General features: G+C 72.4%; 18 protein-coding genes and 1 riboswitch. Of the genes, 2 read left to right on the top strand and 16 right to left on the bottom strand.

The features are described 5' to 3' along the window. Positions 1 to 32 precede the first annotated feature (32 nt). The 3 genes from AC0AIB_RS00515 to AC0AIB_RS00505 are packed head-to-tail and all read right to left on the bottom strand — an operon-like array spanning position 33 to position 3,654. Positions 33 to 956, bottom strand: a complete 924-nt coding sequence (locus tag AC0AIB_RS00515; RefSeq protein ID WP_328346379.1) for a carbohydrate ABC transporter permease — start codon at positions 954 to 956, stop codon at positions 33 to 35. Beyond that, entirely contained in the window at positions 953 to 1,978 is a 1,026-nt protein-coding gene (locus AC0AIB_RS00510) for an ABC transporter permease (protein ID WP_328346381.1), read from the bottom strand. The genes AC0AIB_RS00515 and AC0AIB_RS00510 overlap by 4 nt, the downstream gene beginning before the upstream one ends. Then, positions 1,975 to 3,654 (bottom strand): extracellular solute-binding protein, encoded by a 1,680-nt coding sequence (locus tag AC0AIB_RS00505; protein WP_328346382.1) that lies wholly within the window; start codon positions 3,652 to 3,654, stop codon positions 1,975 to 1,977. The genes AC0AIB_RS00510 and AC0AIB_RS00505 overlap by 4 nt, the downstream gene beginning before the upstream one ends. A 264-nt stretch (positions 3,655 to 3,918) precedes the next feature. Between AC0AIB_RS00505 and AC0AIB_RS00500 the strand changes: the two genes are divergently transcribed. Then, positions 3,919 to 4,449, top strand: a complete 531-nt coding sequence (locus AC0AIB_RS00500) for a P-loop NTPase family protein (protein ID WP_328346384.1) — start codon at positions 3,919 to 3,921, stop codon at positions 4,447 to 4,449. Between the two features lie 33 nt (positions 4,450 to 4,482). Here the strand turns inward: AC0AIB_RS00500 and AC0AIB_RS00495 are convergent, their stop codons facing one another. The 3 genes from AC0AIB_RS00495 to AC0AIB_RS00485 form a co-directional block, all read right to left on the bottom strand. After that, on the bottom strand, positions 4,483 to 5,325 hold the full coding sequence (locus tag AC0AIB_RS00495) for an RICIN domain-containing protein (protein WP_465095788.1): 843 nt from the start codon (positions 5,323 to 5,325) through the stop codon (positions 4,483 to 4,485). Further along, entirely contained in the window at positions 5,315 to 5,827 is a 513-nt protein-coding gene (locus tag AC0AIB_RS00490) for a sigma-70 family RNA polymerase sigma factor (protein WP_328346388.1), read from the bottom strand. The genes AC0AIB_RS00495 and AC0AIB_RS00490 overlap by 11 nt, the downstream gene beginning before the upstream one ends. Before the next feature lie 118 nt (positions 5,828 to 5,945). Then, positions 5,946 to 6,566 (bottom strand): hypothetical protein, encoded by a 621-nt coding sequence (locus tag AC0AIB_RS00485; RefSeq protein ID WP_328346390.1) that lies wholly within the window; start codon positions 6,564 to 6,566, stop codon positions 5,946 to 5,948. A gap of 332 nt (positions 6,567 to 6,898) precedes the next feature. On the opposite strand from AC0AIB_RS00485, the gene AC0AIB_RS00480 reads away from it, so the two are divergent. Next, complete coding sequence (locus AC0AIB_RS00480) at positions 6,899 to 7,510, top strand: dihydrofolate reductase family protein (RefSeq protein ID WP_328346392.1); 612 nt, start codon at positions 6,899 to 6,901, stop codon at positions 7,508 to 7,510. Positions 7,511 to 7,661: 151 nt separating this feature from the next. Here AC0AIB_RS00480 and AC0AIB_RS00475 read toward each other — a convergent pair whose 3' ends face one another. The 10 genes from AC0AIB_RS00475 to AC0AIB_RS00430 all read right to left on the bottom strand — a co-directional run bounded on the left by AC0AIB_RS00475 (position 7,662) and on the right by AC0AIB_RS00430 (position 16,170). Further along, positions 7,662 to 8,429, bottom strand: coding sequence for an ankyrin repeat domain-containing protein (locus tag AC0AIB_RS00475; RefSeq protein ID WP_328346394.1), 768 nt, complete (start codon positions 8,427 to 8,429; stop codon positions 7,662 to 7,664). 97 nt (positions 8,430 to 8,526) lie between these two features. Further along, a complete protein-coding gene (locus tag AC0AIB_RS00470; protein WP_328346396.1) occupies positions 8,527 to 9,117 on the bottom strand; it encodes a histidine phosphatase family protein in 591 nt (196 codons plus the stop codon). Between the two features lie 19 nt (positions 9,118 to 9,136). Continuing rightward, a complete protein-coding gene (locus tag AC0AIB_RS00465) occupies positions 9,137 to 9,931 on the bottom strand; it encodes a CbtA family protein (RefSeq protein WP_328346398.1) in 795 nt (264 codons plus the stop codon). Then, a complete protein-coding gene (locus AC0AIB_RS00460) occupies positions 9,922 to 10,125 on the bottom strand; it encodes a CbtB domain-containing protein (RefSeq protein WP_328346400.1) in 204 nt (67 codons plus the stop codon). Before AC0AIB_RS00460 ends, AC0AIB_RS00465 begins: the two co-directional genes overlap by 10 nt. Before the next feature lie 34 nt (positions 10,126 to 10,159). Further along, positions 10,160 to 10,301: riboswitch (cobalamin riboswitch) on the bottom strand. Between the two features lie 113 nt (positions 10,302 to 10,414). Further along, complete coding sequence (locus AC0AIB_RS00455; protein ID WP_465095787.1) at positions 10,415 to 11,890, bottom strand: PepSY-associated TM helix domain-containing protein; 1,476 nt, start codon at positions 11,888 to 11,890, stop codon at positions 10,415 to 10,417. Between the two features lie 242 nt (positions 11,891 to 12,132). Further along, positions 12,133 to 12,696, bottom strand: a complete 564-nt coding sequence (locus AC0AIB_RS00450; protein WP_465095841.1) for a copper resistance CopC family protein — start codon at positions 12,694 to 12,696, stop codon at positions 12,133 to 12,135. A gap of 20 nt (positions 12,697 to 12,716) precedes the next feature. Then, the gene (locus AC0AIB_RS00445) at positions 12,717 to 13,931 is read right to left on the bottom strand and encodes a Dyp-type peroxidase (protein WP_442930805.1); all 1,215 of its coding nucleotides are present in this window, start codon (positions 13,929 to 13,931) and stop codon (positions 12,717 to 12,719) included. Between the two features lie 23 nt (positions 13,932 to 13,954). Beyond that, entirely contained in the window at positions 13,955 to 14,560 is a 606-nt protein-coding gene (locus AC0AIB_RS00440) for a copper chaperone PCu(A)C (RefSeq protein WP_328346408.1), read from the bottom strand. Positions 14,561 to 14,695: 135 nt separating this feature from the next. After that, positions 14,696 to 15,523 carry a zf-HC2 domain-containing protein gene (locus AC0AIB_RS00435; RefSeq protein WP_328346410.1) on the bottom strand — a complete coding sequence of 276 codons (828 nt, stop codon included), beginning with the start codon at positions 15,521 to 15,523 and terminating at the stop codon, positions 14,696 to 14,698. 77 nt (positions 15,524 to 15,600) lie between these two features. Then, positions 15,601 to 16,170, bottom strand: coding sequence for a sigma-70 family RNA polymerase sigma factor (locus AC0AIB_RS00430; protein WP_328346412.1), 570 nt, complete (start codon positions 16,168 to 16,170; stop codon positions 15,601 to 15,603). Positions 16,171 to 16,395 lie beyond the last annotated feature (225 nt).

Raw genomic sequence — 16,395 nt, 5'->3', positions numbered from 1 at the left:
GATGGTGCCGCCGCCCTGGTCCGACGTAACGGTCAGCCCTTCACGGCACCGATCAGCACACCCTTGATGAAGTGCCGTTGGATGAACGGGTAGACCGCGACGATCGGGGCGACGGTGAGCACCACCACCGCCATCTTGATCGCCTCGGTCGGTGGCATCGTCACGCCGCTGCTGCCGCCGGAGGTGTGCGGGGCCTGGCCAGCCAGCAGGTAGCTCTGCAACACCCGCTGGATCGGGTACATGTCGTTTCGGTCCATGAACAGCAGCGCGTCGAACCAGACGTTCCAGTAGCTCACCGCGTAGAACAGGCCGACCACGGCGATGACCGCCCGGGACAACGGCAGCACGATCCGCATCAGGGTACGGAAGTGACTGGCCCCGTCGACCCGGGCGCTGTCCAGCAGCTCCTGCGGGATGGCCTGGAAGAATCCCCGCACCACCACCAGGTTGAACACGCTGATCGCCGGCGGCAGGATCAGCGCCCAGATGGTGTCCTTGAGGCCGAGCCCGGTCACCACCAGGTATTTCGGCACCAGCGGCGGGTAGACCAGGAACGGGACCAGGAAGTAGATCAGCAGCCAGCGGTAGCCGACCGAATGCGGCTGGGACAGCCCGTACGCGGCGAGCACCGTCACGGTCAGCGCCAGCGCGCTGCCGATGACGGTGACCAGCGTGCTGATCCACAACGCCCGGGTGACCGCCCCACCGGCGAAGATCGTTTCGTAGGCCGCGGTGTCGATGCCCCGGGGGATGACGACGATGCCGCCGGCCTCGGCGAGGGTCTCCCGGGAGGACAGGCTGGTCACCAGGATCACCCAGAGCGGGAAGAGCACGCTGAGCACGAGCAGGGTCAGGAAGGCGGCCTTGAGCCCCTGGCCGATCCGGGTCGGCGGTTCCTCCCACACGGGCCGACGGTCGCGCCCGGTGCGGGCCCGCAGTGCGACGGTCTCGGTCATTTCGAGTAGATCCCCCGTTCGCCGAGCAGGTGGGCGACCCGGTTGGCGGCCAGGATCAGGCCGAGCCCGATCGCGGCCTTGAACAGGCCGGCCGCCGCCCCGTAGCCGTAGTTCCCGGTGGCGATGGAGAAGTGGTAGACGAAGGTGTCGAGCACCTCGGCGGCCTGCCGGCCCACCGCCTCGCGTTGCAGCAGGAACTGTTCGAAGCCGACCGAGAGGGCGTCACCCAGCCGCAGGATGAGCAGCAGCACGATCACCGGGCGCAGACCGGGCAGGGTGATGTGCCACAGCCGCCGCCACCGGCCGGCGCCGTCGGCCGCCGCCGCCTCGTAGAGGCTGGTGTCGATGGTGGACAGCGCGGCGAGGAAGACGATGGTCCCCCAGCCGACGTCCTTCCAGACCGCCTCGGCGGTGACCAGGATGATGAAGGTGTCCGGGTTGGTCATCACGTTCCACGGCTGCATGCCGGCGTCGCGCATGGTCTGCGCGAGCAGGCCGGCGCCGCCGAGCATGGCGACGAAGAAGCTGACCACCAGCACCCAGCTGAAGAAGTGCGGCAGGTAGACGACGGTCTGCACGAAGCCGCGCCACCGGCTGGAGAGCAGGTTGTGCAGCATGATCGCCAGGAAGATCGGCAGCGGGAAGAAGAAGACCAGCTGGAACGCGGTGATCGCCAGGGTGTTGCGGAGCGCTTCCCAGAAGGCCGAGTCCTCGAAGAGCAGCTGGAACTGGCCGAAGCCGATCCAGTTGCTGCGCGCGAACGCCTGCAGGGGATTGTCCCCGAGGTAGGGGTTGTAGTCCTGGAAGGCGATGACGTTGCCGAGGATCGGCAGGTAGCTGAAGACCAGCAGGACGAGGAAGCCGGGCGTCACCATGGCCAGCAGTTGCCAGTCCCGCCCGAGCCGGGCGCGCAGCGGCACCCGGCGCCGACGGGCGGGGCGCTGGCGGTGCCTCGCCCGGGTGGGGCCGTCGGGCCGGGTCCGGTCGGACCCGGCCACGACGGTGGTGTCGCGAGTGGTCATCGCCCGGCCTTGGGCAGCGACTTGGCGAGCAGTTCCCGTGCTTCCTCGCCCCCGTTGGCCTTCCACTCCTGCACGATGGCGTCGACGTCGGAGAGCGGCCGGCGGCCGCGCAGCACGTCGGTGAGCTTGTCCTCGGTGGGCACCTGGTTGGCCTTGTACGCGGCCGGCATCTCCAGCTTCACCCCGTCCCAGGGGTCCTTCTCCAGGTACTTCACCATATCGTTGGAGTAGGTCAGGAGGTCCGGCACGTAGTTCGGGGTCTCCGGGTACGGGCCGATGGTGGGGTTGCGACCGCTGATGAAGAAGTACTGGTTGGCGATCTCCTTGAACGCCAGGTCGGTCTTGACCGGCCCGTTCGGCGTGCTGGTGTGGTGCTTGCCCGCCACCCCGTAGTCACGCAGCTGGGCCTCCTGCGAGCCCAGCGGCGCGGAGCACCAGTTCATGATCCGCAGCAGCTCCTCGACCCGCTCCTTGCCCAGCCCCTTCTTGACGAAGGTGAAGGAGATCGGTTCGTCGTCCCCCCAGACCAGCGGGTCGCCGCCGGTGGCGGAGAAGACCGGCACCGGCTGGATGTTGAGCTTGGGGTTGACCTTCTGGTGCTCGGCCTGGGCGCCCTGCCAGAAGCCCACGCCGTTGCGGGTGAAGACGATCGCGCCGTTCTTGGCGAACAGCTGGGCGCTGTCCGCACCTCTGGTGGCGATGATCTCGGGGTGGACCAGACCGTCCTTGTAGATCTTGGCCATCACCTCCAGGGCCTGCCGGTACTCCGGGGTCTCGTACTTGAACTCCGGGGTCCCGTCGGCCTTCAGCCGCCAGCCCTGCTTGGAGGCCGGCACCTTGTGGTACATCTGGATCATGTCGAAGACGTTGTCGAACGCCCACACCTTCTTGGCCGGGTCGGTGACCTGCTTGGCCACGGAGAGCAGGTCGTCGAGCGACGCCGGCACCGCCAGCCCCCGGGCGTCGAGCAGGTCCTTGCGGGTGAACAGCGCCCAGGGGAACGGCCCGTCGGTGGGGTTGGGCACGGCCACCAGCCGCTCGTTCCACAGCGAGTTGCGCCAGGCCCCGGTCGGGAACGAGGCAAGCATCGGGTACGCGGCGGCCGCGTCGCCCTTGAGGTAGTCGGTGAGGTCCTCGAAGAGCACCTTGATCGCCTCGGAGAAGCGCGGGATCTTCTCCACTTCCCAGCCCGGTACGCAGAGCAGGTCCGGGACGTCCCGGGCGCCGAGCATCGCGTTGAGCTTGTCGGCGTAGGTGTTGCCGTCCTGGATGGTGAAGCTGACAGGGGTGCCCAGCTCGGCGTTCACCGCCTGCAGGTAGGCGCTCTGGGTGACCCCGGGCGGGGCCGGTCCCCACGCCGGGGTCATCGCGGTGACCTGCTTGCCGCTGGTGCCGGGCCGTTCGGTGATCGCGTCGACAAGCGAGCTCGGGTACTTCGTGTAGCCGTCGGGCACCGGGCGGGTGCCGATGATGTCGGGCTTGATGCTCTGGGCCAGGTCCTTGTGCGTCGGCAGCAGGTCGGCGAAGGCGTCGAGGTTCTGCGCGGCGCCGGAGCCGGCCGGCTTCTCGGAACACCCGGCGAGCAGCGGGCCGCCGGCGACGGCGGCCGTGCCGAGGCCGACCAGGCCGAGGAAGTGTCGGCGCGAGGCTGTCGAGCCGGGTTTCTGGGGTGTCATCGGTCCCCCTTCGAGAAGGGCTGGTAAGCGGATTCGCAGGCTGAGGTGCAGTAGTTGGTGTGGATGTTAAACAAACTAATGGACGGCGGGAGATTCCGACAAGAGGCATCGATGCCCCGGCCTCGGTGGACCCGGTCCCGACCCGGCCGTCGAGTCGGCCGGGTACGTCCGGTGACCCCGGACGTCGATGTCGGCCGGTGGTGACGGCGGGAACGGCGGCGCTGTCGACAGGCGGCCCCCCCGCCGGCTGCGTAGGCTGCCCGGATGAGCGCACCGTCCCGCATCCTGGTCTACGGGGTGTACGGCGCGGGCAAGTCCACCCTCGCGGCGGTGCTGGCCGACCGGCTGCGGCTGCCCTGGCACCCGGTCGACGACCTGCTGTGGCAGCCCGGCTGGGTCGAGGTGCCGGTCGCCCAGCAGCGCAGCCGGATCACGCAGATCTGCCGGGGAGAACGCTGGATCCTCGACGGGGCCTACCACGGGTGGCGGGATGTGCCGTTGGCCCGCGCGGACCTGGTCGTCGCCCTGGACTACCCGCGCTGGCGGTCCTTCGGGCGGCTGCTGCGTCGTACCCTCGGCCGGCTGGTGACGGGGGAGGAGATCTGCAACGGCAACCGCGAGTCACTGGGGAGCGTGCTGTCCCGGGAATCGATCCTGGTGTGGCACGTCAGCGCGTTCGGCCGGGCCCGGCGACGGATGCGGGCCTGGCAGGCGGATCCGTCCGGGCCGCCGGTGCTGCTGTTCCGGTCGCCGGCGGAACTGGACCGCTGGGTGGCCGCCCTGCCCCGGCGGTGAGCGGGCCGGGGCAGCCCCCTGCGCCCCGGCCCGTCACTGTCGTGGCGCAGGACCGTTGTCGACGAACCGGAACACCGTGTTCAGGGTGGCGTCGCCCAGCTCTTCGAGGATCAGCCCGCGCTGGTCGGAGTACTGGAGATAGGCGGAGTTGTTGCTGAGGGCATAGGTCTGCTGGCCGCCGTCCGAGCCGTGCGCGACGATCGAGAACAGTTGTCGCGGCTCGGCCGGCGAGCAGGTCGCCGCGACGACGGTCAGCGGGTCGGAGCCCGCCGCCCGGACCTGCCAGCAGGCCCGCTTCCCGTCCGCGTCCGGCTCGGCGGTGCGGACGAGGTAGTTGCCGGACTCCTGCGGCACGAACACGAACAGCCGACGACCCTCGTCGCCATCGACCTCACCGAGCCCCTCGTCGTCGAGCAGGGACACCACGGATTCCACCGCCGAGGACCGGACGAGGACGAACTGGCGTTGGCCGAGCCGCAGCGGGTCGGTGGGCGACGAACTCCGGGGCGCACTGGGCGTGGCACTGGGGGTGGCGCTGGGCGATCCGGACGTCGGTTCACCGGTGTCCGAGGTGTTCGGGGTCGGTTCGGCGGACGGGGTGCCCGGGGTCGGCCCGGCGGACGGGGAGCCCGACGTCGTCCCGTTCGGGCCGGCGGGCAGGGTGGTGTGTGGGGCCCCGGCAAGGCGGACCATGGTGACGCCGGCCCCCAGCGCGCCCACCAGGGCGACCCCCAGCGCGGCGCTCGCGACCTGTCGACGACGACGCCGGCTGTCGCCCCGACGACGGACCTCGGCGACGGCGGCGAGCCGACCGGTCTGTCGGGCGTGCTGGGCCAACCCGCGCAGGGCCTCGTCGAGCGTGTCGTCAGGCCCCATGGCTCCTCCCGCCCGTCGTCTGATGTTCGTCCGCGGTCAGGTGCACGGCCAGGCCCCTGCGTCCCCGGGCCAGCCGGGTCTTGACGGTGTTCGGATTCGCCCGGGTCTCCACGGCGATCTCGGCCACGCTGAGGCCGACCAGATGATGCAGCACGATGGCCCGGCGCTGCTCGGCGGGGATCCGCCGCAACGCGTCGACAAGCACGACGTGGTCGACGGAGACCGAGTCGACCTGCTGCCCGGCCGCCTCCCGCCGGTGCGCCCGGACGCGGTTCACCGCCTTACGCCACGCGCTCACCGCGATCCGGTAGGCGACCTTGCGGACCCATGCCTCGGGGCTGTCGCACTCCCGCACGGTCGACCACCGTCCCCAGGCGCGGGCGTACGCCTCGGCCACCGCGTCCTCGGCCTCGGTACGGCTGCCGACCATCGCGTACACCTGCCCCAGCACCCGCTGAGCCGACGAGGCGTAGAAGGCGTCGAACTCCTCGGTGTCACGCATCGATCAAACTCTCCACCCGACCGGTCACCGCTGATCCCACTCCACCGGGCCAGGGGGCCGCCCTGGCGCGGTCGGATCGGTCGGGGCCGTCCTCCCGTCCGATCCGACCGGCCTGCCGTCAGCGGTTGGCGGGCGCGGGTCCGTTGTCGTTGAACCGGAAGCTGCTCGTCGGCGGGGCGTCACCCAGCTCCTCGAGGATGAGGCCGGAGCGTGCGGAGTTCCGCAGGAACGCCCCGGCGTTGCTGATCAGGTAGGACGGCGTGGTGCCGCTGGTGGCGGTGATGATCTCGAACTGCTGGCGGGGGTCGTCGGCCTTGCAGGTGGCGGCCTGTACGACCAACGGCTGGGTGTTGCCCGGATTATGCACCCGCCAGCAGAGCGGACCCGCACTACCCCGGGCGTACGCCTTGATGAGGTACTTCTGCTGGCCCAGCGGAGTCGGCACGAAGAGCTGCCGGCCCTGGTCGTCGTCGACCTCGGCCAGCCGTCCGGAGTCGGTCAGCGACAGACCGCCCTCGAACGAGCCGACCCGCACGATCGTGTACTGACGGGTGCCGGTGAACCCTCTCGGCGCGGAGCTGGTCTTCGGCGGCGTGGCGGACAGCCCCACCGGGACGGCCGCCGCACCCTGCTCCGGCGCGGCCGCCGGTGCGCCGGGCCCGGTGTCGACCGCGCACGCCGCCAACGCGCCGGTCAGTGCCAGCAACCCGGCACCCGCGATCCATCGTTTCATCGACATTGTCCGCTCCTCGGGGTGGATGATGTGGTCGGTGGGCACGTCGTCGCACCGGCCCGGTGTCGGCCTCGTTGCCCGACTCACCCTTCAGGACGTCCGGCACGGCCACCCGGTTTCCACCCCACCCCACGTTTTTCGGCACCCCCGACGTCGTCCGCGGCGACGGGAGCGGGTGTGGGGCTCAGCCGCCCGGCCGATCACCGATCGCGGGTCGGCCCGCAGCCCGCGGAGCGACACGCGGTGCCGGCCGGCCGATGGGCGGTGCCCGGACGACGAGTTTGGGATGCTGTGCCGGTCCACAGATCGACATCATCCGACCCGAAGGGACCTCTCCGATGGCAAAGGTCATCTCCACGCTGTTCATCTCGGCCGACGGCGTGGCCGAGATCGACCCCGAGTGGCACTTCCCGTACTTCGACGACAACATGGGCCGGGCCGTCACCGAGGACTACGCCACCGCCGACGTGCTGCTCGTCGGCCGGGAGACCTACGACAGCTTCGCCGGGGCGTGGCCCGACCGGGAGGCCGCGGGCGGCGAAGACGCGCCCTTCGCCAAGCAACTCGGCGACCTGCGCAAGGTGGTCGTCTCGCGGCAGCCCCGGGACTTCTCCTGGCGGAACTCCGAACTGCTCGACGGTGAGCTCGTCGCCGCCGTCGCCGCGCTCAAGGACGACCCCGCAGTGGGCGGCATCCTCATTCCCGGGTCGATCTCCGTGGTGCAGCAGCTGCTCGCCGCCGGCCTGGTCGACGAGCTGCGACTGCTCGTGCACCCGGTGGCGGCGCGCAAGGGCCGTCGGCTGTTCGACGAGGGGGAGTCGCCGTACCACCTGCGGGTGACGACGACGGAGGCGTTCCCGACCGGGGTGATCCGGGTGATCTACGTGCCGGCCGACGCGCCCGTCCCGGCCGGTTACGACGAGGCCAAGGAGAATCTGGCGGGAGAGTAGCCGCCCGCCCCGCGCGGACCGCCCGGCCGCCGTGCGCCGCCGGTGTCGCGTGGTGCCGACCCGGTCGGCGGCCCGCGCGGCGTGACGCTGACGGATACGCGATCCTGTTCGTCCGGTCTGTCGTGGCGGTGTCGCCGGTCGGCGTACCGGACTATCGCGTGGATCCGGGTGGCTGTCGGTCCAGCTCGGCGGTGGTGACGCCGCCCTGCGTCCGCAACCAGGCGACCAGCTCGGTGGCGCCGCGCCGGACGGCCGCGTCCAGGGCGGTGCGGTGCTCCCACGGCGGTATCCAGTTGAGCCGGGCACCCCGCTCCCACAGGTAACCGGCGCAGGACTGCCGACCGCCGTGACAGGCTCCCCAGAACGCCACGTCGATCTCGTCCGACGACGGAAGGGTGACGCCGCTGAAGGCCTGCTCCACCCGGTCGAGCAGGCCGAGCGTGGCCGCGTCGGTGAGGGTGGTGCGGGCCCCCCGTACGACGAGCCGGTACGCCGCCCGCCACTGGGCGAAGGCCCGCGCGTCGGCGAGCGGCGTGCCGCCGGCGATCACACCCCCGGGGGCCTCGATGTCGGCACCGGCGTCCAGCAGCGCGTCGACGACGTCCACGTCGTCGCAGCTGGCGGCCCAGTGCAGCGGGGTCTCCTGGTGCGGTCCGACGAACCGGGCGTCGACGTCGGCACCGGCGGCGACCAGGGTGGCCACGGTGGCGGCACCGTGCGGAAACCGGCCCGGCCAGTCGGTGACCACGTGCAACAGCGTGCGGGAGGTGACGCCGGGTCGGTCGACGATGCGCGCGGTGGTCAGCCCCGGGTGTGCGGTGAGCAGCTGCCGCAGCGCGGTGCGGTCGCCGTCGCGGATCGCCCCGGTCACCGCGACCGCCAGCGGATCGTCGACGCTGAGCAGCAGGGGATCAGTCACCTCCGCGACCCTACCTGTCGTCGGGAAGCAGCCGGTCCAACGGCCGGGGACGTGCTCCAGATCGAGGGCGCGCACCAGCGCGACGGCGTATCGCGCCTTACGGCCGCTGGTGGTGCCCAAACTGGAGTTGCCACCGGGAGCCGTAGCGGCTGAGTCGGACCACCGCCAGCGGCGCGACGTCCAGCCGGGGCAGGGTGGCCGTCGGGAGCCGCAGTGCGTGCCCGATCGCCACCCGGACCACCATCGGGTGGGTCACCGCGACCACCCGGACGCCCTGGGCGAGTCGGCAGTCGAGCCAGCCCCCGACGCGTTCGCGTAGCGCGGCGAGGGACTCCCCGCCGTGCGGTGCGGCGTCGGGAGTGTCCCACCACTGCCGCAGCGCGTCGGGGTCCCGCGCCCCCACGTCCGCCAGGCTCTGCCCGGACCAGTCGGCGTACCCGCAGTCGGCCAGCGCGGCCTCGACTGTGGGGCGCAGCCCGAGGGCGTGAGCGGTCTGCACCGCCGCCGGCGCCGGGCTGGTCAGGCAGACGTCGACCGGGCCCAGTGGGCCGCGCCGGTCGGAACCGGCCAGGGCGAGGGCGGCCCGCCGGCCGCCCTCGTCCAGGTCGTCGTCACCCGCGCCGAACACCGCCCGCCGCAGGGCGGCGGTGTGCGCGTGTGCGACCAGCCGCAGGCTGGTCGCGGTCACGCCGGTGTTCCCGCACCGGTCATCGGCTCGCCGGGGTGACAGTCGGAATCCCGCCCGCCCCCGGTCGCCGGTCCAGCCGCCGGCCCTGGCTCATCAGGGCGCTGAACAGCAGGCCGATCGCCGCCCAGAGCACCACCTGGGTACCGAGAGCGGCCAACCGGAAGTTCCACAGCAGAGTCGCGGGGAAGTCGTCCGGCACCTCCTGGAAGGACGGCAGGACGACATACCCGGCACCGGCGACCAGGAGGAAGCCCCCGACGGCCGCGCCGACCCGTTGCCAGACCGGTGCGTCGGGGCGGACCGACCGGTAGCCGAGGGTGCCCGCCCAGACCGCCACCAGACCGAGCACCACCAGGGTCAGGTAGGCGGCGGTGCGTTGGTCGATGGTGTCGGGACTGCCGACCGCCGGGGGGTTGGCCGGATACTTGAGGAACGGCACGAGCACCGCGCCGAGCAGGGCGCCGCCGGCGAGCAGCAGCGCCGACCGGCCGTCGTCCGTGGTCCGCAGGCGACGGCGCAGGAGCGCGTACCCGGTCGCCAGCAGGCCACCCATCGCGGTGCCGAACAGCCCGGTGGCCAGGAACAGGCCGGCCCGCTGGCCGCCCCGGCCCACCAGGGCGTCGGCGTGGTGGTCGTCGGCCACCGGCCCGGTGTGGCTGGCTGCCTCCTCGATCGCGATGGCCGCCTCGATGCGCGGCTCACCGACGAGGTAGCCGAACGCCCCCGCGAGCAGGCCGGCGACGAGACCGGCGAGCAGACCGCGGAGCAGGACGGTGGCGAACGTGGGTGGATTGTGGGTGGGGTTCAGTGGCACGGGACACCGAGCAGGTGCCGGCCGTCGTGCATGAGCTCGTGCAGGTACATGCCACTGCGCGAGACCGCGCCCTGGTCGAACGCGACCAGATAGGTGAGCAGCAGGAGTACGCCGACGACGGCCAGTGCCGCCCAGTACACGCGGGTCGACCCGACGGGGTGCACCAGCGGCTGGGCGGGAGTGGAACTCGACATGGGACACGAACCTTCCCGGGGATGACGCGTCCCCATCGCAAGGCTGCGGACGACCGAGCGTCCTGGCTCGCGGACCCGTCGACGACGGGGACCGCTCACAGTGGCGCGACCGCGCCGGATTCTCACCGGCTTACCTCGCGACGCCGCAGATTTGGATCGACCGTAGCGGCGTGACCCCCGAGCGGTCAATCGTCATCCCGCCGAATGTGAGCAACCGGGGCGGGGACCGGCGCTGCGCGAGTCGACCGCCCCGTCCGACGCCGAGCGGGCGGCCGGACGGGGCGGTCGGTCATCGACCGGCTGGTGCGGGTGAGGTGGGGACGGTGCTGGTACGGCGTCGTCGGCCCACCGCCCCCAGGACGACGTCGACGAGGAGGAAGACGAGCAGGGTGAGCCCGAGCAGCGGCAGCGCCCAGCCGACCGCCACGACCAGTGGTGTGCCGACGATCAGGACGCCGCGCGGAAGGCCGGGTACGCCGCCGCGGGCCGGTGGGGTGCCGGTGAGGGCGCGGCGGTCGGCGCGGGTGGGCCGGCGTTGCCACCACATGCGGTAGCCCCAGACGATGACGCAGAGCAGCCCGAGGGCCAGCGCGGCGAGCAGGATCTGGTTGAGCGGTCCGAAGAGCACCCCCATGTGCGCCTGGATGCCGAGACCACTGAGCTTGGCCAGCAGTGGCCAGTCGGCGAAGTCGCTGCGGGCGGTGACCGTGGCCGTGGTGGGGTCGACGGCGACCCGGTCCTTCGCGACCGGCCAGACGTTGTCGACCTGCGTGACGGTCCAGGCCGAGCCCGGTTCCGGCGCCGGGGCGATCTCGACCGGGCCGGTCAGACCGGCCGCACGGGCGGCGGTCAGGACCCGGTCGAAGGCGGCCGATTCGACCACCCCACCCGCTCCGGCCGCCTCGTGGTGACCACCACCGGTGTCGGCCGGGGCGGTGGGCGCGGCGGTGAGGGCGGTGGAGATCTGCGGGGCGCGGGCGTCGAGCGCGTCGAGGCCGGCACCGAAGTTGGCCCCGGCGTACCGGGACCAGGTCAGCCCGGTCGCGGAGAGGAACAGCAGGCCGACGGTGAGCCAGACGCCGACGGTGGCGTGCCAGCCCCGGGTCCGCCGTACCCCTCTGGCGGTGGACAGATCCGGCACGAGCAGGTGCCGGACGGTGGCCCGGGAGGCGCGGCGGCGACGCCACCACAGTACGACCCCGCCGAGCGCGATGACCCACAGCCAGCTCGCGGCCAGCTCCGAGTAGTGCCGGCCCACCACCCCCAGATGCAGGTTGCGGTGCAGGTCGTCCAGCCAGGTGGTGGCCGGCGTGGACCCGAACCAGGTGGTCAACTGCCCCTGCACCCGGCCCGTGAACGGGTCGACGTATACGGTGTGCTGCTTCTCGCCCAGCTCCGGCGCCGAGAACACCACCCGGGTGGTCCGGTCGTCCGCACCGGGCTGCACCGCGGCGACGCTGCCGTAGGGGTGCGCGTTGCGTGCTGCCCCGACCTGGTCGGCCACCGGCAGCCGACGCTCACCCACCTGGGCCACCGTCAACCGGTCGCCGTAGAGCATCCCGTCCACCTGCGGAGCCACCGTGTAGGCGAGTCCGGTCAGCGCGGCGACCACCAGGAACGGCGCGACCAGCACACCGGCGTAGAAGTGCAACCGCAGCAGCAGCGCACCGAACGGGGAGGTACCTCGGGCCGACCGGGCGGGTGGGTCGGCGGTGGTGGCGGCGGGCTCCGGCGTCGACGGGCCGGACAACTCGGTGACAGACATGTTCTTCCGATCGGAATTGTCGGGATACACCCGGTGGTCGTTCCCCGTGCATGCGTGCGGGTCGGCCGGGTCCGTGGTGTCGGCCTCGCCCGGAGAGGTAGTCGGCGCGAGCGCCGCCATGGTTCCCGGGAATGTCCGGACGGGACGGGTCCGTCGAGGGTCCGGTGCCTGGTGGCGGCCCGTGCCGTCGCGGCTGTCGACATCGGAGGGTCCGGTCCCGGCGTACGGGTGGACGCCTGACCTCAGCGGCGAAGCGGGCGGCGTCGCCACCACACCAGGCCCGCGACCACCGCCAGGACGACCACCGCGCTGCCGGCGACGGCGGTGCCCGGACCACCACCGGTGTCCCCGGCCGCGGCGGTGACCGGGCCGCCCGACGTCGTCGGGGGAGCGGCCGTCGGCGCGGCACGGCCGGCGGGGTCGGCCACGGTGAACGGGTACGACCCCTGCACCGGATGCCCGTCGGCGGAGACCACCCGGTAGGCGACGGTGTACGTCCCGTTGGGCAGTGGGTCGGTCACCTGGACGGTGCTCTTCGTTCCGGTGACCACCGGATCGCCGGTGGGGACCCGCCGTTTCGTCCCGTCGGTGAGCACGATGGTGGTGAAGGTCGGGTCCAGCCGTGCCATGAATTCCAGCGTGATCTCGGCCGGCGCGCTCGGCAGCGTCGCCTCCCGGGCCGGGGAGGCCGAGCGGAGGCTGTTGTGCGCCCACGCCGGCGTTGCGGCGACGAGCAGCGCCAGCACGGCGGCCGACAGCGCGGCGGCGAACCGGACGACGGCGGGGCGGATCGGCGTGGTGATCATGATGCTCCGGGTGGGCTGGTTCATCCGAGCACCTGTTGGCCGATCCAGCCGTCGGGTGGGCAGCCGGGTGGGATGGCGAAGACGGCGGAGCCGATCGGGGTGGTCCACTCGTTGAGCAGGTCCCGGTCGGCGAGCCGGCGTTGGATGGGCAGGAACTGGTTGGTGATGTCGGCCTGGTAGGCGGCGAAGATCAGTCCACTGTCGGCGTGCCCCTGCGGGGTGGGGGTGCCGTCGTAGTTGTAGGGGCGGCGCAGGATCCTCAGCCGGTCGTCGGTGACGTGGGCCCGGGTGAGGTGGGAGAAGTCGGGGATGACGGTGAGACCGTCCTCGCCGACGGCGGCGAAGTCGGGTTCGTCGTGTTCGTCGGTGCCGGTGAGCGGGGCCCCGGTGTCGAGGCGGCGGCCGATGGCCAGCTCCCGGTCGGTGCGGCCGAGCAGGTCCCAGGTCTCCAGGTTCATCCGGATCCGGCGTACCACCAGGGTGGTGCTGTCCTTGAGCCAGGCCGGGCCGTCGGGCACCCAGACGGCGGTGTCCAACGGGGTGCCGGGGCGGGGGTTGGCGGTGCCGTCGAGTTGGCCGAACAGGTTGCGTTGGGTGTGGCCGGCGGGTTCGACGCCGGGGCTGCGCCGGAAACCCTGCTGCACCCAGCGGACGGTGGCGAAGGGCCGGCTGTCCTTGATCAGCACCCGCTGGGCATGGGCGACGGTGACCGCGTCGTCGGCGCAGATCTGCACCAGCAGGTCGCCGCCGGACCAGGCCTGTTGGAGCCGGTCGATCCGCAGCGCCGGCAGGTCGACCACCGAGGTCGGTCGCCGGTCGTCGACGCCGGCCGCCCGGTAGAGGCCCGGCCCGAAACCGAAGGTCACCGTGAGTCGGGCGGGCAGCAGCCCGAGTTCCGCCTCGGTGTCGGCCAGCGCCGGCCGGCCCTGGGTGAGTCGGGCGGCGTCGTCGCTGAGCAGCCGCAGCAACCGGCCCAGCGCCGCCCGGTCGGTTCCGGGCCGCAGGGTGAACGCGACGAACGCGCCGTGGGCCTGCGGCTCGGTGGCCACCCCTGCCTGCCGGGGGCCGTGGAACGGCTCGACCAGGCTGCCGACGGCCGCGACGGGCGTGATGTCGGGGGTGGCCTGTGGTGGTGCTGCACTGTCCTCGGCACGGATCGCGGTGACGGCGGCTGCTCCGGCGAGGGCTCCTCCGGCGGCCATGACCCCGCCGGTGAGCAGGCCGCGCCTGCTCACCGGCCGGGCGGGTGGCGTGTCCGTCACGACGCCGGGCTCATGCTCATGGTCGGCGTGGCGCTCATACCGGGCATGGGCTGGCCGTGACCCGGGGCGTAGCTCTCCTGCGCGCCGGTGAACGGCTTGGCCACGGCGGTGAACTGCTGGGTCCTGCCGTCGGCGAAGGTCAGGGTGAACGTCAGCTCGTCGCCGGCCTGCACGGGCTTGGCCAGGTTCATCAGCATGAGGTGGTCACCGCCGGGCTCCAGCGCGTGCGTGCCCTTCGCCTTGATCACGATGCCGCCCTGCTTCTGCTGCATGACCATCTTCCCGTCCTTCATGGTCATCTCGTGCAGCTCCATCGGGGACACCGACGTGGTGGCACCGGTCAGCGTCACATCCGCGTCGCCGTCGTTGACCAGGGTCCCGAAGGCCGCCGTCATCCCCTTGTCGGCCGCCTTCACCCACGGGTCGCGAATACCGACCACCCCTGCGGCCGTACCCGCCGAGGCCGCGGCAGAGGCGCTCGACTGCGGGCCCGACGCCGGGTCGGCCGGACCGCAGCCGACGACGCCGACCGCCAGCAACGCTGCGGTGGTGAGGATGACCGACGAGCGTCGATTCGAGCCGAGTGGGCCGGTGGGGCGCATGGGTTTCTTCCTCCGTTGTCCTGATGATCTGTCCCGTTGGTCGGTCACCGGGCACCGAAAGTTCCGGCCGGGCGGGATTGTGAAGTTCCGGCCGGGCGGATCGTCGTTCCGTCGGGCGGGCCGGGCGACGGCCGGTCAGGCCGCCGACCGGTCGCGGACCCGCGCCGAACCCGGGTGCGGGGGCAGCAGGCGCAGCGTCGGCGTGGCGGCGGCGGGCACGTCGTTCGCGGTGAGCCGCCAGGCGGGACGGTCGCCGTGGCCACGCCCGGCCGGACCGTCCGGTCGCCACCGGGGCCGGGACAGGGCGACCACGATCAGGTAACCGGTGAGCAGGAAACCGTGACTGACCAGCCGGGTCGGATCCACCCGGCCGGTCACCAGGTCGTTGGCCGAGAGCAGCACGAGCGCCCCCACGAAGGCGCTCAGGGTCGGCAGGAGCCCGCTGGTCGGGGTGCGCCGGGCCGCGACGAAGAGGAAGCCCGCGCCGACGGCGATGTTCCACGCCGCCGACTCGTGCCACAGGTGCCCGGACGCCAGTGCGTCGAGGGCGCCGTGGGCGTGGCCGCCGACCGTCGGGCCCCGACCCACCTGCGCCAGCCCCAGCACCAGTTGCAGGGCGCCGATGAGGGCCAGCCCGGTGCGCAGGGTGAGCACGAGTCGGTCCCGGAGCCGCCGGGGCGCGGGGAGCGCGGCCAGGACGACGTCGGCGAGGTCGGGCCCGGTTGGGTCGATGGTCGGACGTTGCCGGTCGGGAGCGGGTGCGGCGATCGTGAACCGTTGCCGGTCCGGACCGGGGGAGGAGAGCGTCAGACGGGACCGCCGGGTCACCGTCGCGGCCTTGTCACACCAGTCCCGGCAGTCCGCGCACCGGTCCAGGTGGGCGTCGGCCGCGAGCCGTTCGGCAGGGGTCTCCTCGCCGTCCAACTGCGCCGACAGGATCTCACGCCACTGCTCACACCCCATGTACCGATAGTCGGACCGCAGGGCGTCGTGGTTCCCCGCCGCCTTCCCTGATCTGCCGTGGCGGCCCAGGTCACCGGTCAGCCGGCGGCGCTTCCCGGCCTGCGTCGGATCGACTGCGGGTTGCCGTCGACCGCCGCGACGAGATCTTCCCGGGCCCGCGCGACCCGGGAGCGGATGGTGCCGACCGGGCAGCCACAGACCTCGGCCGCCTCGGCGTAGGACAGGCCGAGGACCTGGGTGGCGACGAACGCCTCCCGACGGTCGTCGGGCAGGGCCAGCAGCAGGTCGTTGAGGACCACCTCGCCGTCGAAGCCGCTGCCCCGGGTGTCGGGCGTGTCGTGCCACTCGGACAGCGGGACTGTCCGTGGCCTGGAGGTGGCGGCGCGGACGTGGTCGACGGCGGTGCGGCGGGCGATGCCGAGCAGCCAGGTGCGGGCCGACGACCGGGCGGCGAACGACGGTAGCGAGCGCATGGCCCGCAGGTACGTCTCCTGGGTGAGGTCGTCGGCCTCGGCCGGGCTGATCAGGTGGGCGACGAACCGTCGTACGTGCTGCTGGGTCGCCCGGATGAACCGGGCAGCGGCGTCCCGGTCACCCCGACCCGCAGCCAGCGCCCACGCGGTGATCTCCGCGTCGTCGTCGGTCACCTGCCACCTCCGTGTCCGGTTCTGCCGGCCGCCATGGTCCAGCGCCGCCCCATCAGCCGTCACGACGGGGTGTAGTAGGTCCCGGGTGAGCGTACGGCATACCCCGCGTCACCCCCGCCCACTGGTACGGACGGAAGCCGACGGCGGATCACCTCCGGGCGCAGGCCGTCGGGTGGGATGCCCGCCGGGAACGGTGGCACAGCCGTGGGCGAGTTTTGAACACGG

This window comes from Micromonospora sp. DSM 43699 (assembly GCF_055517075.1).
The sequence above is the reverse complement of the archived record's forward strand: the minus strand, read 5'-3'. Positions and strand labels throughout refer to the sequence as shown.

Bases quoted from the DNA above. Each gene is read 5' to 3' on its own strand.
- AC0AIB_RS00435 (WP_328346410.1), bottom strand. From the start codon at position 15,523: ATGGGGTGTGAGCAGTGGCGTGAGATCCTGTCGGCGCAGTTGGACGGC.
- AC0AIB_RS00495 (WP_465095788.1), bottom strand. From the start codon at position 5,325: ATGGGGCCTGACGACACGCTCGACGAGGCCCTGCGCGGGTTGGCCCAG.
- AC0AIB_RS00500 (WP_328346384.1), top strand. From the start codon at position 3,919: ATGAGCGCACCGTCCCGCATCCTGGTCTACGGGGTGTACGGCGCGGGC.
- AC0AIB_RS00455 (WP_465095787.1), bottom strand. From the start codon at position 11,890: ATGTCTGTCACCGAGTTGTCCGGCCCGTCGACGCCGGAGCCCGCCGCC.
- AC0AIB_RS00450 (WP_465095841.1), bottom strand. From the start codon at position 12,696: ATGATCACCACGCCGATCCGCCCCGCCGTCGTCCGGTTCGCCGCCGCG.
- AC0AIB_RS00440 (WP_328346408.1), bottom strand. From the start codon at position 14,560: ATGCGCCCCACCGGCCCACTCGGCTCGAATCGACGCTCGTCGGTCATC.
- AC0AIB_RS00480 (WP_328346392.1), top strand. From the start codon at position 6,899: ATGGCAAAGGTCATCTCCACGCTGTTCATCTCGGCCGACGGCGTGGCC.
- AC0AIB_RS00515 (WP_328346379.1), bottom strand. From the start codon at position 956: ATGACCGAGACCGTCGCACTGCGGGCCCGCACCGGGCGCGACCGTCGG.
- AC0AIB_RS00490 (WP_328346388.1), bottom strand. From the start codon at position 5,827: ATGCGTGACACCGAGGAGTTCGACGCCTTCTACGCCTCGTCGGCTCAG.
- AC0AIB_RS00460 (WP_328346400.1), bottom strand. From the start codon at position 10,125: ATGTCGAGTTCCACTCCCGCCCAGCCGCTGGTGCACCCCGTCGGGTCG.
- AC0AIB_RS00510 (WP_328346381.1), bottom strand. From the start codon at position 1,978: ATGACCACTCGCGACACCACCGTCGTGGCCGGGTCCGACCGGACCCGG.
- AC0AIB_RS00505 (WP_328346382.1), bottom strand. From the start codon at position 3,654: ATGACACCCCAGAAACCCGGCTCGACAGCCTCGCGCCGACACTTCCTC.
- AC0AIB_RS00485 (WP_328346390.1), bottom strand. From the start codon at position 6,566: ATGTCGATGAAACGATGGATCGCGGGTGCCGGGTTGCTGGCACTGACC.